The sequence below is a fragment of the Streptococcus suis genome (assembly GCF_017601095.1).
GTDB lineage: Bacteria > Bacillota > Bacilli > Lactobacillales > Streptococcaceae > Streptococcus > Streptococcus suis_Z.
Window position 1 is genome coordinate 224,765 of the sequence record NZ_JAGFUX010000001.1, and the last position, 14,756, is coordinate 239,520.

The 14,756-nt window shown below is 39.7% G+C and carries 15 protein-coding genes, 3 tRNA genes and 1 other annotated feature; of the genes, 4 read left to right on the plus strand and 14 right to left on the minus strand.

Annotation, left to right across the window (positions count from 1 at the left end):
- Positions 1–2: 2 nt before the first annotated feature.
- The 5 genes from rpmA to J5566_RS01190 all read right to left on the minus strand — a co-directional run bounded on the left by rpmA (position 3) and on the right by J5566_RS01190 (position 4,647).
- A complete protein-coding gene (gene rpmA, locus J5566_RS01170; RefSeq protein ID WP_029943444.1) occupies positions 3–296 on the minus strand; it encodes a 50S ribosomal protein L27 in 294 nt (97 codons plus the stop codon).
- A 46-nt stretch (positions 297–342) separates the two neighbouring features.
- On the minus strand, positions 343–657 hold the full coding sequence (rplU, locus tag J5566_RS01175) for a 50S ribosomal protein L21 (protein ID WP_002941330.1): 315 nt from the start codon (positions 655–657) through the stop codon (positions 343–345).
- Between the two features lie 35 nt (positions 658–692).
- Positions 693–781, minus strand: a sequence feature (ribosomal protein L21 leader region).
- Between the two features lie 67 nt (positions 782–848).
- On the minus strand, positions 849–2,174 hold the full coding sequence (brnQ, locus tag J5566_RS01180; RefSeq protein WP_208561727.1) for a branched-chain amino acid transport system II carrier protein: 1,326 nt from the start codon (positions 2,172–2,174) through the stop codon (positions 849–851).
- A 111-nt stretch (positions 2,175–2,285) separates the two neighbouring features.
- Positions 2,286–3,503: a tRNA uracil 4-sulfurtransferase ThiI gene (thiI, locus tag J5566_RS01185; protein ID WP_208561728.1), complete on the minus strand. Its 1,218-nt coding sequence runs from the start codon at positions 3,501–3,503 to the stop codon at positions 2,286–2,288.
- A 1-nt stretch (position 3,504) separates the two neighbouring features.
- Positions 3,505–4,647 carry a cysteine desulfurase family protein gene (locus J5566_RS01190; protein WP_208561729.1) on the minus strand — a complete coding sequence of 381 codons (1,143 nt, stop codon included), beginning with the start codon at positions 4,645–4,647 and terminating at the stop codon, positions 3,505–3,507.
- Positions 4,648–4,760: 113 nt separating this feature from the next.
- Here J5566_RS01190 and J5566_RS01195 point away from each other — a divergent pair, with 113 nt between their 5' ends.
- Positions 4,761–5,210 carry a DUF6556 family protein gene (locus tag J5566_RS01195; protein ID WP_208561730.1) on the plus strand — a complete coding sequence of 150 codons (450 nt, stop codon included), beginning with the start codon at positions 4,761–4,763 and terminating at the stop codon, positions 5,208–5,210.
- Between the two features lie 136 nt (positions 5,211–5,346).
- Positions 5,347–5,652 (plus strand): hypothetical protein, encoded by a 306-nt coding sequence (locus J5566_RS01200; RefSeq protein WP_244228910.1) that lies wholly within the window; start codon positions 5,347–5,349, stop codon positions 5,650–5,652.
- A gap of 19 nt (positions 5,653–5,671) precedes the next feature.
- Here the strand turns inward: J5566_RS01200 and J5566_RS01205 are convergent, their stop codons facing one another.
- From J5566_RS01205 to J5566_RS01245, 9 genes are all read right to left on the minus strand, one after another.
- Entirely contained in the window at positions 5,672–6,700 is a 1,029-nt protein-coding gene (locus J5566_RS01205) for a threonine aldolase family protein (RefSeq protein ID WP_208561732.1), read from the minus strand.
- A 245-nt stretch (positions 6,701–6,945) separates the two neighbouring features.
- Positions 6,946–7,017 (minus strand) — tRNA-Arg (locus J5566_RS01210).
- 37 nt (positions 7,018–7,054) lie between these two features.
- Positions 7,055–8,260, minus strand: a complete 1,206-nt coding sequence (gene rpsA, locus J5566_RS01215) for a 30S ribosomal protein S1 (protein WP_208561733.1) — start codon at positions 8,258–8,260, stop codon at positions 7,055–7,057.
- Positions 8,261–8,385: 125 nt separating this feature from the next.
- Positions 8,386–8,457 (minus strand) — tRNA-Gln (locus J5566_RS01220).
- 150 nt (positions 8,458–8,607) lie between these two features.
- A tRNA-Tyr gene (locus tag J5566_RS01225) sits at positions 8,608–8,688 on the minus strand.
- A 51-nt stretch (positions 8,689–8,739) separates the two neighbouring features.
- Entirely contained in the window at positions 8,740–8,973 is a 234-nt protein-coding gene (locus J5566_RS01230) for a DUF2969 domain-containing protein (RefSeq protein WP_208561734.1), read from the minus strand.
- A 92-nt stretch (positions 8,974–9,065) separates the two neighbouring features.
- Positions 9,066–10,559: a sugar transferase gene (locus tag J5566_RS01235; RefSeq protein ID WP_348002270.1), complete on the minus strand. Its 1,494-nt coding sequence runs from the start codon at positions 10,557–10,559 to the stop codon at positions 9,066–9,068.
- Between the two features lie 34 nt (positions 10,560–10,593).
- Positions 10,594–11,382: a glycosyltransferase gene (locus J5566_RS01240; protein ID WP_208561736.1), complete on the minus strand. Its 789-nt coding sequence runs from the start codon at positions 11,380–11,382 to the stop codon at positions 10,594–10,596.
- Positions 11,383–11,391: 9 nt separating this feature from the next.
- Positions 11,392–12,162 carry a glycosyltransferase family 2 protein gene (locus J5566_RS01245; protein WP_208561737.1) on the minus strand — a complete coding sequence of 257 codons (771 nt, stop codon included), beginning with the start codon at positions 12,160–12,162 and terminating at the stop codon, positions 11,392–11,394.
- Positions 12,163–12,246: 84 nt separating this feature from the next.
- Between J5566_RS01245 and J5566_RS01250 the strand changes: the two genes are divergently transcribed.
- Together J5566_RS01250 and J5566_RS10745 are read left to right on the plus strand one after the other, a co-directional pair.
- Positions 12,247–13,149, plus strand: a complete 903-nt coding sequence (locus J5566_RS01250) for a glycosyltransferase family 2 protein (protein WP_279630925.1) — start codon at positions 12,247–12,249, stop codon at positions 13,147–13,149.
- A 112-nt stretch (positions 13,150–13,261) separates the two neighbouring features.
- The gene (locus J5566_RS10745) at positions 13,262–14,737 is read left to right on the plus strand and encodes a lipopolysaccharide biosynthesis protein (protein ID WP_208561739.1); all 1,476 of its coding nucleotides are present in this window, start codon (positions 13,262–13,264) and stop codon (positions 14,735–14,737) included.
- Positions 14,738–14,756: the final 19 nt, after the last annotated feature.

Here is a 14,756-nt window from a genome sequence, read left to right on the forward strand (position 1 = left end):
ACTTATTTTGCGATTGGGTAAACAGATACTTGTTTCTTATCGCGACCTTTACGTTCAAAGCGTACAACGCCTTCTACTTTAGCGTAAAGAGTATCATCTCCACCACGACCTACGTTAGCTCCTGGATGGATTTTCGTACCACGTTGGCGGTAAAGGATTGAACCACCTGATACAGTTTGGCCGTCAGCTGCTTTCGCACCAAGGCGTTTAGCTTGTGAGTCACGACCGTTTGACGTTGAACCTCCACCTTTTTTGTGGGCCATAAATTGCAAGTTAGCAAGATTCAAGTTTAACATATGTTATTCCTCCGAATTTCTGTAATGATTGCTTCAAGCTACGCGATTAAGCGTTGATAGCGTTGATAACAACTTTTGTGTAAGGTTGACGGTGACCTTGTTTACGGTGGCTACCTTTTTTAGGTTTGTACTTGAAGGTAACAACTTTTTTCTGTTTACCTTGTTTTTCAACAGTACCAACAACAGTAGCGCCTGCTACAAGTGGAGTACCCACAACAGTTTTCTCACCACCAACAAGAACTACTTCTTCGAAAGTAACTTCTTGACCTGCTTCAACGTTCAATTTTTCAACGTAGATAGCTTGACCGACTTCAACTTTAACTTGTTTGCCGCCAGTTTTAATGATTGCATATGTGCTCATTATGCACCTCCTATGATTTTTGGGTCTTGCCCGAATTTGATGTGAAGACTCGCCTAGTACCGTGGGACGAACCACTTACTCTACTCTCAACGAAAGAACGGCATTCGTGCGGTTGCACAGGATGTGTGCATAGTCAACACTCCTATTATACCAAAAACACCTGCAAAAGCAAGTGTTTTAATTCATTTTTTCTACATTTCGAAAACTTCGCTCTCCTGCTTGTTTGGTAAGAACAGAGAAAGGACGATTCCGATAAAGGCTGGTAATAACCATGCTAATGATTGTCCAGCCAATGGCAAAGCTGAGATAACTTTTGAAACAGCTGTCCAACCAAATTGACCTGCCAATACTTCCACAAGGGACATAGCCGTTACTACTCCTATTGTCAACTGCATTCCATAAACAGAAAGTGGCAACAATTTGTTCACAATAATAATCATTACCAAGCAAATAGTAATCGGATAGAGGACCAAGAGAACTGGAATCGAAAAAGCGATAATCTTACTTAGACCAAGATTGGCAATCCCAAAACCAATCAAAGTAAAAATTGTCGCATATACTTTGTAGCTAAAACGTGGGAAACGCTCCGCGAAAAATTCACCTGAAGAAACAATCAAGCCAACCGTTGTCGTAAAGCAGGTCACCGTTACCATAAGAGCTAGAAATATCTGAGCAGACGGACCAAAAATTGCTTGTGTAGCTTCCGATAAAACATACACACCCTTGTGTGTATCAGAAGCCAACACATCTGCTGGAACAGGGAAATGATTGCCCAAGAAAGCCAATCCTACATACAATGCACTAAAAGCCAAGGCAACAACAATGCCCACACCCCAAATGGTTGAAACATATTCTTTTTTAGAAGCAAAACCTAGCTGTTTCAGAGTTGCCACAGCAACCACACTGAAAGCAACTGAAGCTAAAGCATCAAGAGTATTATACCCTTCGATAAAGCCAGTACCAAAAGCCTGACCTGCTGAGTAAGCTTCAGAAGCAGGGAGAGAACTTATTGAACCATACTTCACAATACCAAGTACAACCAGAATGACAATCAGAATCGCAAAAACAGGAGTTAAAATACGACCAATACTATTCAAAATTTGAGATGGATTCAGTGAAATCAAATAAGCAGCTACAAAATATAAGGCCGTAAAACCAAACAACCATACTTGTAGATTCTGCCCTTCCAACAAGGGAGCAATCCCCATATCAAAAGCCGTTGTCGCAGTCCGTGGAATAGCAAAGAAGGGTCCGATAGCCAAGTATAAGGCTACCAGATAAACAGTTGCAAAAAGCGGTGAAATCTTCCGTGAGATCTCATGAATATAGCCTTTGGGATTGAGAGTTCCCACAATCAAAGCTATAACCGCGATCCCAACACCTGAAACCACAAAGCCTAAAATAGCCGGCCAGAAATTCTCACCCGAAAGTACACCAAGTGCAGGAGGAAAAATCAAATTCCCCGCACCAAAAAACATGCCGAACAGAAGTAATCCTGTTAGCGCTCCTTTTTTCATAACTTCTCCTTATATAGAAAAATATTTTGCAATGTATAATTTTACCATACAAATTTCACTATAGGAAGAAAAAAAATCTCCGCAAATCGGAGATTCAATTTATAACTCAATTTATAATAAATCAGCAATCAAATTATCCACTTCATCTGTCACTTCTTCTTTGGGTGTGATTTCGGTCACGATAATTCCTGCTACAGCACGTTCCACCAAGGCTTCAACATCCATGCGAGCTTCGTACTGTTCAACATTTTTAATTTTTGGATTGGTTTTTGGACGGTCAGGGGCAAAGATAGTACAGCAATCCTCAAATGGCTGGATGGAAATATCAAAGGTATCAATTTCCTGAGCAATATCAATGATTTCCAACTTGTCCATGGTCACGACTGGACGGATAACAGGTGTATTGGTCACCGCATTGATAGCCTGCATGGATTCCAAGGTCTGACTTGCCACTTGTCCTAGACTTTCACCATTGATAATAACCATGGCACCACGCTCTTCACGAACTCGGTCTGTAATCCGCATCATGAAGCGGCGTGTCAAGGTCATCAAGTAGGCTTCAGGTGCCTTCTCTTTGATTTCCTCCTGAATTTCAGTAAATGGTACCTCAATAAATGTAATATTGCCACCAAAGGCTGTCAATTTACGGGTCAAATCATGGGCTTTTTTAAGAGCACCTGGACTAGTGTATGGAGGGCTAGCAAAGTGAAGAGCTTCAATTTCTACCCCACGTTTGAGAGCCAAATAGCCCGCAACAGGCGAATCAATACCGCCTGACAACATGAGTGTTCCTTTTCCAGAAGTACCAACTGGAAGTCCGCCTGCCCCTTTGATTTCTTCATGGGAAATATAAGCAGCGTCTGGACGAATTTCCACTCGCAAAGTAATGTCTGGCGACTTCATCTGTACCTGAACGTTTGGAATGGCAGTAAAAACAGCATCTCCAAGGACTTGGTTAAGGTCACGACTGTCCAATTCAAAACTGTGGTCACTGCGACGTGCCGCAATTTTGAAGGTCATCCCTTCCTTGTAAATAGACTGCATAATCGCTACAACAGCTTCTTTCAAGGCTGGAACAGACTTCTCAACCTTATAAGATGGCGCAAAATTTTGGATACCAAAAATCTTCTTCAAAGAAGCTGACACTTCCTGATAATCCGCCCCATTCAAATAGACATGCCCACGGTCACGGTCAAAGTAAACGGTCACTTCTGGATAGACTGAAAGGACGTGCTTGATGTTGTTACGCAGTTTGTTAACAAACCGCATCTTGTTTTTCCCTTTGGTTGACAATTCGCCATAGCGAATCATAATTTCTGAATAATTCATACTACCTTACTTTCTGTGTATTCTGATAAATTTGTTTGAAAATGGTGAGAAATTGCTCGATTTGCCCCATGTCGTTATCATCGTCTAAGCTGATACGGACGGCCGTTTGAGCCAGCTTCTGAGGTACTCCCATGGCAATCAGGGTTCCAGCCGGTTTACCTGCCTTGGACGAGCAGGCTGAGGTGGTCGAAATATATATCTGATGTTCCTCAAAAGCATGGACGATGACTTCACCACGAATGTTCTTCATCCCAAAGGTCAAAATGCTGGGTACAAAGCCATCTATTCCAGAAAAGACCGTCACATCAGCATACTTGCCCAATTCATCCACCAGGATCTGCTTCATAGCTGTCAGTCGCTTCTGGCTTTCTGCTGCCTTGTCCAAGGTCAAGCGGAGCGCCTTAGCTGTTGCTGCGATACCAGCCACATTTTCCGTGGTTGAACGTTTGTCGCTTTCCTGTCCTCCTCCTGTCAATAGCGGAGCGATTTTCTTGCCTGCTTTGACATAGACGAAACCTACTCCTCTGACAGAGTGGAATTTATGACCTGAAAAACTAGCAAAATCAACTCGGTCTGTCAAATACCCTTCCGTTGGCACCTTGCCAATTGCCTGAACGGCATCCACATGGAAGGTGATTGTTGGCTTATCAGCTAACAGTTGAGAAATTTCCTGAATGGGCTGAATGGCACCAATTTCGTTGTTGACGGCCATGACAGAAACCAATGTGGTATCTGGACGAATCAAGCTTTCTAAGGCTGAAACATCGACAAAACCTTGGGCATTGACCGGAGCCAAATCCACCTCAAAACCTTGTGTTTTGAGCCAAAGAGCTGACTCTTTTACCGCTGGATGCTCGATAGCTGAGACGATAATGTGCTTGCCCAGATGTGCCTTTTCAAAAGCTACTCCCTTAATGACCCAGTTGTCCCCCTCTGTGCCACCTGATGTGAAAAAGATTTCCTTGCTATCTTTCCCCAACAACTCTGCAATTTGCTTGCGGGATGCTTCTAAAATACGGGTTGCCTGACTTCCAAGATTGTGGAGGCTGGATGGGTTGCCCCAGATTTTTGTCGCCACTTCCGTATAGGTCTTGAGAACTTCTGGATAGACCTGGGTCGTGGCTGCGTTGTCAAAATAAATCATGTCTTCATTCCTTTGTTTGCAATAGACCTATTTTATCATGTTTCACATCTTGTTTCCACTCTTTAAGACATTTTTAACTCTAACATTCTATACTGAAAAATGGAGGAATGACCATGACGGAAATCTACTCTCGTAAACAAAAATTTGAACAAAATAGTAAGACTAAAACTGAAAGGCACCACTTTTCGACCTTACAAAAAGTCATTGCAACCATAGCCTCAATACTTGGTATTATCACTGCTACCATTACCATCTATTCCTTCTCAGCTAGTTCGAATAGTCAGACGCAGGAAAATACAAATTCTACGACCCTTATCATATACCAAGATACCAACACAGGAACTGAACATGAGACTGTCCACACTAGTTCTTCTAATGAAGAAACTACTACACTCCCACCCTCCACTAGCTCTGTGTCTTCAAAAAGCACTACTAGCTCCGCCGATACAGCCTCATCAACCATCCCTTCTTCAAGCGATAGGGCAACCAATTTCGCCCCTAGTCAACTTACTAGTGAAACGTCAACAGAGTCTAAATCAACTGGTTCGAATTCTGATCAGTAGCGTAAAAAAACTTGATAGGCGACCTTGGATTTGTTATACTAAATCCAGGAGGTGCTGTATGAAATACCTTATTCTCAGAATACCTATTTTAGTATGGTTGTTACTTTTTTCACTGATTCAAATATTTCTTCTCTCAATGTTCTTACCTGCTCCCTTTGACAGTCATTCGTACATTCCAATGGGGGTCTTGGCAGGTTGTACTGTTGGACTTTCTAATGAAGTCAAAGAGAAAGACGGGCAATACAAGCCCTTTAAGTACCTATGGTGGATGATGCTAGGCGGAACACTCGTCGGTATCTTATTTGGTATTACCATACAAGCACCGTTAGAAAAACACATCGTCCTCCTAGTTCAAGCAATCACAGGAGTTATCTGCTACCGACTGATTGAACGGTATGCAGTTTATCGTTACCATTTTCTACAGTCAAAAAAGAAAGGTTAATCCTTTCTTCTTTTATTTTCTATAATCTATTTCTCAATGCATCCATATCTTCCTGGCTGGTTGACCAGCTGGTCGCAAAGCGGATAACGGTATGGTCTTGGTCATATTTTCCCCAGAAACCATAAGCAATACCAGCCTCTGTCAATCGTTTTAATTCGTCGTTTTTTACGATGACAAATTGCTGATTGGTTGGTGATTTGAGATAGAATTGAAAGCCTTTTTCTTCCAAAATTTGAGTGAGTTGCTCTGCCATTTCGATCGCATGACGGCCTAGTTCCAGATACAAGTCATCTGTAAATAAACGGTCAAACTGCACACCATTCAAACGCCCCTTAGCCAACAAGGCCCCGTGTTGCTTGACAATGCTGGTAAAATGCTTGGGTTGATTGTTTTTGGTGAAGACCAAGGCTTCTCCCATCAAGGCACCCATTTTAGTTCCACCAATGTAAAATAGGTCTGTCAGCTCTGCTATTGCCTGCAAATCCACGTCTGTGTCACGAGAAGCCAGGGCATAGCCAAGACGAGCCCCGTCTAAGAACAGAGGAATTTGGTAGCTCCGACAGACGGAAGCAATGGCAGTTAACTCCGCTTTGGTGTAGAGCGTGCCATACTCAGTCGGGTGGGAGATATAAACCATACCGGGATGGACCATGTGCTCGTGATTGGAATCGGCGTAAAAGTCTGCCAGCAACTGATCGATGTCCGCTGCAAAAATCTTGCCTTCTTGATGCGGAAGGGTCAAGACCTTGTGACCAGAAAACTCAATCGCTCCTGCTTCATGGGTAGAAATGTGACCTGTATCTGCTGCTATGACACCCTCAAAAGAAGCTAGCATGGAATTGATGGCAATCTGATTGGTCTGAGTACCGCCGGTCAGAAAAGTGATTTGAGCTTGAGGACAAGCGGTCGCGTGACGAATTTTCTCGATAGCTGACTGGGTATAGCGGTCTGTACCATAACCTGACACTCCTTCTTGGTTTGTTTCCACCAAGGCTTGCAAGAGTGCCGGGTGAACTCCTTTATTGTAATCATTTTCAAAATGTAGCACGAGTGCCCTCCAAAATCAGAAGTATATAGAAAAGCCTACACTCCAGGATTTTTCTACTATTTAGTCTGTCCTAAGGAAGCAGAACTAAAAGGTTAGCATTGATATAGTACCAAAAATAACGAAACATCGCAAATTTATTTAGCCAATAGATGTTCTAATAAGCTTACTTTTATAATCTTTTGGGTCGAATTTGGGATAAGGAACAAAAAAAGCCCGATTTAAAGGGCTTTTTAAGGTGTTTCTAATCCACCCTGAGGGAATCGAACCCCCATCTCAAGAACCGGAATCTTACGTGATATCCATTACACTAAGGGTGGAAAGGAAAAACTTGCACGAGGCAAGTTTTTATGTGAATTACAATTCAATGTCACCAAAAAGGTCAGCCATTGAGAATCCAGATTGAGTTTCTGGTAATTCGTAATCACGTTTTTCTTCACGTTTTTGACGACGTGGACGTGGTGCACGTTTTTCTTCTTTTTCTTCACCTTCAACTGCTGCTGGACGCTCTTCCAAAGCTTTGATAGAAAGTGATACACGCTCATCAGCTGCGTTCACTTCAAGAACTTTAACAGTTACTTCTTGACCAACTGACAAAGCATCTTTTGGATTTTCAACACGTTTGTGTGAGATTTGTGAAATGTGAACCAAACCATCGATACCTGGCAATACTTCAACAAATGCACCGAAGTCAGTCAAGCGTTTTACTTTACCTTCGATCACATCGCCAGCTGCCAATTTTTGCTCAACACCATCCCATGGGCCAGGCTGAGTAGCTTTCAATGACAATGATACGCGTCCTTCTTCTTCATCGATAGCAAGAACTTTAACTTCCACTTCTTCACCAACTGTTACAGCTGATTTAGGAGATACGTTACGCTCATGTGACAATTCAGTCAAGTGAACCAAACCATCCACACCACCAAGGTCGATGAAAGCACCAAAGCTAGTGATACGTGCAACTGTACCCGTTACAACCTCACCAACTGACAATTTACCAAATACTTCTGCACGTGCAGCTGCTGCAGTTTCTTCAACTACATCACGACGCGACAAGATGAAGCGGTTTTCAGCTGGATCAACTTCTTTGATTTTAGCATCGAATTCTTGACCAACAAAACGCTCAGTGTTACGAGTGAAACGGCTGTCAATCATTGAAGCTGGGATGAACCCACGAAGACCTTCAAATTCAACTGCAAGACCGCCTTTAACCGCACGAGTTACTTTAACAGGTACGACTTCACCTTCACGACCAACCAACTTGTCCCAAGCCTTGCGCGCTTCAAGACGTTTCTTAGAAACAAGGTAAGTTACTGTATCAGTATCTTTACCTACTACTTGACGAAGCACCAACAATTCAAGTGTTTCACCAACTTTAACGAGTTCGTTGATATCAGCATCACGGTCGTTTGTCAACTCACGAAGAGTCAATACGCCCTCAACACCAGTACCCGAGATAGCTACGTTAGCTTGAGTTGCATCAACTGTCAACACTTCAGCAGTTACCACATCACCAGGTGCTACTTCATTCACACTGTTCAACAAATCTTCAAATTCGTTCATTATAAAAAAACCTCCGACAATCAGGCCTCTCGACCCAACATAAAATATATTTTATTTAAGGCACACGCAAGGACAAACAACAATATGACATCTTTGACGAACTAGAGTTTCCTCTAGTACCTTGACTGGGGTAGCTGGATTCGAACCAACGAATGAGGGAGTCAAAGTCCCTTGCCTTACCACTTGGCGATACCCCAAAGATAGATACAAACAAATCTCATCTTAAGAAATTGAACTCGAGATTCATTTCTTAGGAAAATAGATAGCCTTCCTTGAGTGTAAACAACACTCAGCGTCAGCCTCCTATTTTCATACGGATTTCTTAATGTCTTTTGTATCCTGTTCAATGGAAAGAGAGGGATTCGAACCCCCGAACCCGAAGGAGCGGATTTACAGTCCGCCGCGTTTAGCCTCTTCGCTATCTTTCCTAAGCACCAACAGCCTTTATTCTACCATAAAAAAGCTATGATTACAAGGGCTTAGTTACTCAAATTATAATTTTCAATGACATTTCCGACTGCTTTTTCCAATTTTTTATAAAAACTTTCCGTATTTCCGTTTTTTACAACAGCAAACTGGTTTTCTTCCAACTCAGCGATCTCACCGATCACCTTTTTTCCGATTGTTAGTTGATAACCAGGAAACATTTGTCCGTTTACTGACACCTTGCTATCCTCAATTTGGATCTCAATTTTCTTATCTTTTTTTGCCATAATTCCCTCCTATTTTGTCAAACCACTCCTCCCATTTTACAAAAAAAGGCAACAGCTTGCAAGTCCAAGCTGTTGCGAATGAGAAATTATGTTTATTTTAAAATTTGAATATCATTATTCAATTTAGAAGGGGTTGCAACACTTGACTCATCAGATTGTCCTTGAGAGCTCATCTTGTCGAACACTGTCAATATAGTTTTTAATAAGAGTTTAACATCCAGCAAAAAGTTATATTTCTTTATATACAATAAGTCAAACTTAAGTTTACTCTCAAAATCGGAAGTATACTTTCCATAAACCTGTGCATAGCCAGTGATACCGGCTCTCACATTGTGGCGCAATGGGTAAAACGGGTTGATCTCTGTAAACTCTTTAACGAAATTTGGTCTCTCTGGTCGCGGACCGATAATCGACATTTCACCCCTTAATACATTTATCAATTGCGGTATTTCGTCTATCCGTGTCGTTCGGATAAACTGTCCAACTTTTGTTACCCTACTGTCATTCTTCTGAGCTAAGATAGGGCCTGTCTTAGCTTCTGCATCGGTTACCATTGAACGGAATTTTAAAATTGGAAAAACTGTATTTCCAAGTGTCACACGTTCCTGTTGGTAAAAGACTGGACCTTTACTTTCTAACTTGATGGCAATAATAGTTAGCAACATAATTGGAGAAAGCAAAATTAGCAATGTGAATGATACCAATATATCCATAAGACGTTTTACTACCGCTTGTTCTTTAGTCAGATAGTAAGGAGAAACTTGGATGATACTTTCATCTGAAATATTCAATAATTGAGCATTAATCGAAACGGAATTTTCAATTGTCGAAGTTAGATAAACAATCTTGTCTTTACGAATCAAATAGTTATACAACTCTTGGCTAATTGCTGGTTCTAAAACACCAGCAATATAAACTACATCAACCTCTTCAACAACTTTTTTCAAGTTGTTAAAATAATTTCCAATCACTAAATGTGTAATGCGATGAAGAGTTTCGGATGAATAATCAAAGTTATCTACTGCCTTAAAAACAGCTTTTGGCTTACCTAAAATGAGAACCCGCCTTGGTCTAATCATATGGATAAAGAAATTGAAAATCCCAAGATGGATGGTAATAGCAACTACTGATGAAAAAATAAAGTAGAAAACAATAAATTTTAAATCCATCAAAAATGTTTCAACATAAAGTGTACAAACAATTGAAAGGACAATTGAGAAAATGACTTGTACTATTAAGGTGTTGATGACAATATTCGTTTTTGTTTGATTATAATAAATATTCGTATCGAATACATTATTTATAAAAATATAGAAGAGTATTAACCAAGGAATTGCAAGCACAAATTCATCCAATTCTTCAGGCGAAAAACTAAGGCTATGTTCTGGATGGAGTGCTAAATACAAACCAATTAGCATACATACAGCCTCTAGAATAAATATAAGGTTGGACCAGAAGCTATTTTTTTCGATCATTGAAAACGTCCCCCCCCCATAATTTCTGTGTAAAGTACTGTTGATATCTTTCTTAAATATTAAGAATTTTTTTCTTGGATTCTGGTGTTGATTTTTCCTAAAAGTCATCATTTTTCGTATAGTAAATTCCTCTTTGTATCATATTTCAATCAAAAGTTTCAAAATTTTTTGCACCTTGTAACATGTAGCGAATATTTTGAACCATTGATATTTCTGGCAACATCATTTTTCTTTTTCGAATAGCAAATTGAAGTATCAATAGCCAGTACCATCTCTTTGTCATTCGTTTGTATATGGCTCCTCGTTTCCGACAATTTTCCGGTGTATTGGAACGATCCCAGTGGGATTCTCTGTCTCTCAAACTGGCAATTTTTTCTGGATAACTGTAGATTTTGAGGCCTTTACCCAATGCATCAAACAACAAAATTGTTTCTTCTCCTGATCCATATTGAGCGCCTATGCCAAATCGTTCATCAAACGATAATCCAACCTTTTCAAAACTAGATTTTTTAAAACTAATCTGAACAGAGGATACTCGCATAGCATCTAGATAGGATAGTTTCCCTTTTGAGAGTCGTGGTCTTTTAATAGCATGATTCTCAAAATCAACATAAAAAATAATAATATCGGCATCAGGGTATTCTTGATAAGCCCGATTCACAATCTCTTGATAGTTATCGACAAATACCAAATCGTCATCTGCAACTTGACAGATAGCTCCGCTGTTCGCATAAGATAATGCTTCATTTCGACTGGCACTCAAGCCAAGCCTACGACTATGAACAATCGTTGCTTGTTCTCTTTGAAGTACACTTGTCTCATCTCTAGCTGAACGAGATTGGTTGATAACAATCGATTCAACTGTACTTAGATTCATTTCCATCAACAGTTGGTCGATATTTTCGTGTTCCAGTGTCGCTACAAGTACAACCATGATTTCTCCTTAAATTCTTCTTTTTATTGCGTTGTATGCATAGCCACAAAACGGTAAAATAGTTTCCCAAAAAGATAATCCCTCGACATTTCGAAATAGATTCCAAGTTCTTTTGATAGCTGACAATTTATTAGCTGATAATGAGTCAGAGGTTCTTCTATACAATGAAAGTACCTCATCGATGCTGTATGCATAGTCTGTCACTTTTAAAATTTTCCACCATGTTGCAGTGTCTTGCCCCCTGCGTACATTCGGCATTTCAATTTGTTGTTTAGTTAACTGTTCTAAGTCTAGCATGACAGTAGATGTCCAAATAGTATGTTTCCGTAAAGCTTCTTTATAAGATAGTCTACCTGGTACATGGACAGGAGATTTGATTGGCAAACCATTCTCATCCGCAAACTGATAGGAAGTGAAAGAAAAGGCATAGCTATTTTCTAACATAAAACTCACTTGTTTGGCCAGCTTATCTGATAACCAGAGATCATCTGCATCAAGAAAACAGATAAAACGACCGTTCGCTTCTGCTACACCAGCATTTCTGGCTACAGCAACACCAGAATTTACCTCATTTTGTAGTAGCCTAATACGACTGTCCTTAGCTATTAAAGACCGAACAGTCTCCATAGAGTTATCGCTAGATTGATCATCCACTACAATAATTTCAAATACTTGGTAAGTCTGGGCAAGCACTGACTGAATAGTCTCTTGAATAAACTGCTCCGCATTATACATAGGTATGATAACACTTACAAGTGGCATATCTTTTATATTAGTCATTCTAAATCCTTTTTAGAGTATTATTTGAAAAATAATGAAATGTGTAGTAAGATAATGTTCGAAGTTAAATAGAAAGAAGAGAATATGAATCCGTTAATATCCGTCGTTATCCCAAACTACAATCGTGGCCATATGATTGAGCAGGTCATTGATAGCGTAAATCATCAAACCTATTCCCCAGTTGAAATCATCATAGTCGATGATTGTTCAACAGATAACTCCATAAATGTTATCCAGTCTCTACAAGTGAATCAAAACAATATCAAACTCATTGCTCTAGAAACAAACTGTGGTGCTAATGCCTGTCGTAATATCGGTGTCGAGCATGCCGGAGGTGACTACATAGCTTTTCTCGATTCAGATGACTTCTTTCTACCTACAAAACTCGAAAAACAAATGAGGATTCTTCAAAACCAAAAAGATATTGGTTTTGTTGTAACTGGATTTGGAGCTAAAGGAATACATAACCTACCTGAAGGAACTATCCCCATTCAAGGAACATTGAAACAAAATAACCTTGGAGGTTTTTCTACCTTAATGGTTCGAAAATCTCTCTTTCTCAAAGTTGGTGGGCTAGATCAGGAACTCCTCAGCTGTCAAGATTGGGACCTCTTTCTAAAATTACTGCAAATTAGCAAGGGCTACAAAATTGAAGAGGACCTTGTTATCTACGAAGTTCAAACAGATAGTATCTCTAAAAACGCAACTAAGGTTATACAAGGCTATACAATTGTCACAGAGAGAGCAACTGAAATAAACGAAAAACTACAATTAATTCCTCCGAAAGAGTTGAAAGCTTTTCAAGAATACTACCTAGCTATGCGCCATTTCAAATTAGAAAATATCAAACAAACTCGCAAACACCTTCATCAATCCATTTTAATTAGTCCAAAACCTATTCCAATACTCTATTGGACAGTTTCTCTATTAGGATATTCAGCCTTTAAAACGTTTCTAAAAACCAAATATCTCTTCAACTTGCGTTAGAAGATAGGTCAAGTCTCAGTATATTTTTTCCATTTCAATCAATTTATTGTATCAAAATTCCTTAGATATATCAAAGATATTGAAATGAAATTTCCACTTGAAAGTAAACACCGTGAATACAAAATCTCTTAAACTAAATGGTCTTATTTCCTTGCTAAATAAGGTCATCTCCATCGTTTGTAGTCTTATCTTACCTCGACTCTTCATCACTGCCTACGGGTCTGAGGTCAATGGACTTATGTCCAGTATTTCTCAATATTTGACCCTAATTAGTCTCTTAGATTTGGGGATGGGAGCCGTCATTCAAGCTAGTATGTACAAACCTTTATTAGATAAAGATACGGCACTACTCTCGACTATCTATTATAAATCGCAAGCTTTTTTTAACCGAATCGGCTTTGCCCTCTTTATATATATCGGCTGCCTCTGTATTTTCTTACCCACTCAACTCTCTGGAGATTTTTCTCAGAGACAAATTATAGGATTGATTTTGGTTTTGTCACTCTCACACTTACTACAATTTTTCCTCGGGATTACCAGTCAAATTATCCTTGGCTCCGACCAAAAGGCATATATCAAGGAAATATTACAAGGAACAGCCAATATCCTCAATCTACTTCTTACCCTAGTTTTAATCCAGTCAGGACAGACTGTCCTTATGGTTAAATTTGCCTCAGCTCTAGTTTTTATCCTTCCTCCAGTTTTTATCAACTATTATGTCCATCATCATTATCGGATTTCCAAAACTCTTCGAGATAGTGCTTACCAAATCCACCAACAATGGTATGGCATTGGTCAACACATTGCTTACACCATCCAAGAGAGCACGGATATTGTCATTTTGTCCATGTTTGCCAGCCTATCACAAGTTTCAGTTTATGCCGTTTACAATACCGTTTTTCAAGGAATAAAGACATTTTTAAATGCTGCAACAAGTGGACTTCGTCCTTTTTTGGGCCGTGCTCTACACATGGAAGATACAAAGCTTTTACAAGTTCAATTTCATAAAATGGAATGGCTCTTACACACGGCTTCTACTATTTTTATTAGTAGTACCTTCCAACTGGTCACACCTTTTGTTGTACTGTACACCCAAAAAATTACCGATGCCAATTATAACCAACCTGCATTCGGCTATCTAATGACACTTGCTATTCTGTTTTATGCCTTACGCTTGCCCTACCGGACCCTGGTTTTTTCCAAAGGAGACTTTAAAAATACCCAGTTTGGAACATATTTCGAAGCAATATTAAATCTTGGCCTGTCTCTCGCTCTTGTTTTTGAATGGCAGATTGTCGGGGTTGCAATTGGAACTGCCACTGCCCTTTTATTCAGCTTGATTTACTACATGTGGTACTCCTATACTCATATTCTAAAAATCGGCCTACGATTACTGAATAAACAGTTGCTCGTTGATGCATGTGTATTTCTCTTTTCAAACCTACTTTTATTACCTCAAGTAAATAAAATTCATTCCTTCTTCACTTGGATTGTCTTTGGATGCATCAGCATTTTCTTGACAACAATTATCAGCTACTTCTTGAATAGAATCATTTTGAACAAGAATCTCCTTCAATTTAAGAAATAAGAAAACTCCATCAGTTATC

Coding starts and splice junctions, on each gene's coding strand:
- rplU (WP_002941330.1), bottom strand. CDS start 657: ATGAGCACATATGCAATCATTAAAACTGGCGGCAAACAAGTTAAAGTT.
- thiI (WP_208561728.1), bottom strand. CDS start 3,503: ATGAATTATTCAGAAATTATGATTCGCTATGGCGAATTGTCAACCAAA.
- J5566_RS01195 (WP_208561730.1), top strand. CDS start 4,761: ATGACGGAAATCTACTCTCGTAAACAAAAATTTGAACAAAATAGTAAG.
- brnQ (WP_208561727.1), bottom strand. CDS start 2,174: ATGAAAAAAGGAGCGCTAACAGGATTACTTCTGTTCGGCATGTTTTTT.
- J5566_RS01240 (WP_208561736.1), bottom strand. CDS start 11,382: ATGGTTGTACTTGTAGCGACACTGGAACACGAAAATATCGACCAACTG.
- J5566_RS01230 (WP_208561734.1), bottom strand. CDS start 8,973: ATGGCAAAAAAAGATAAGAAAATTGAGATCCAAATTGAGGATAGCAAG.
- rpmA (WP_029943444.1), bottom strand. CDS start 296: ATGTTAAACTTGAATCTTGCTAACTTGCAATTTATGGCCCACAAAAAA.
- J5566_RS01250 (WP_279630925.1), top strand. CDS start 12,247: ATGAATCCGTTAATATCCGTCGTTATCCCAAACTACAATCGTGGCCAT.
- J5566_RS01235 (WP_348002270.1), bottom strand. CDS start 10,559: ATGATGACTTTTAGGAAAAATCAACACCAGAATCCAAGAAAAAAATTC.
- rpsA (WP_208561733.1), bottom strand. CDS start 8,260: ATGAACGAATTTGAAGATTTGTTGAACAGTGTGAATGAAGTAGCACCT.
- J5566_RS01245 (WP_208561737.1), bottom strand. CDS start 12,162: ATGACTAATATAAAAGATATGCCACTTGTAAGTGTTATCATACCTATG.
- J5566_RS01200 (WP_244228910.1), top strand. CDS start 5,347: ATGTTCTTACCTGCTCCCTTTGACAGTCATTCGTACATTCCAATGGGG.
- J5566_RS01190 (WP_208561729.1), bottom strand. CDS start 4,647: ATGATTTATTTTGACAACGCAGCCACGACCCAGGTCTATCCAGAAGTT.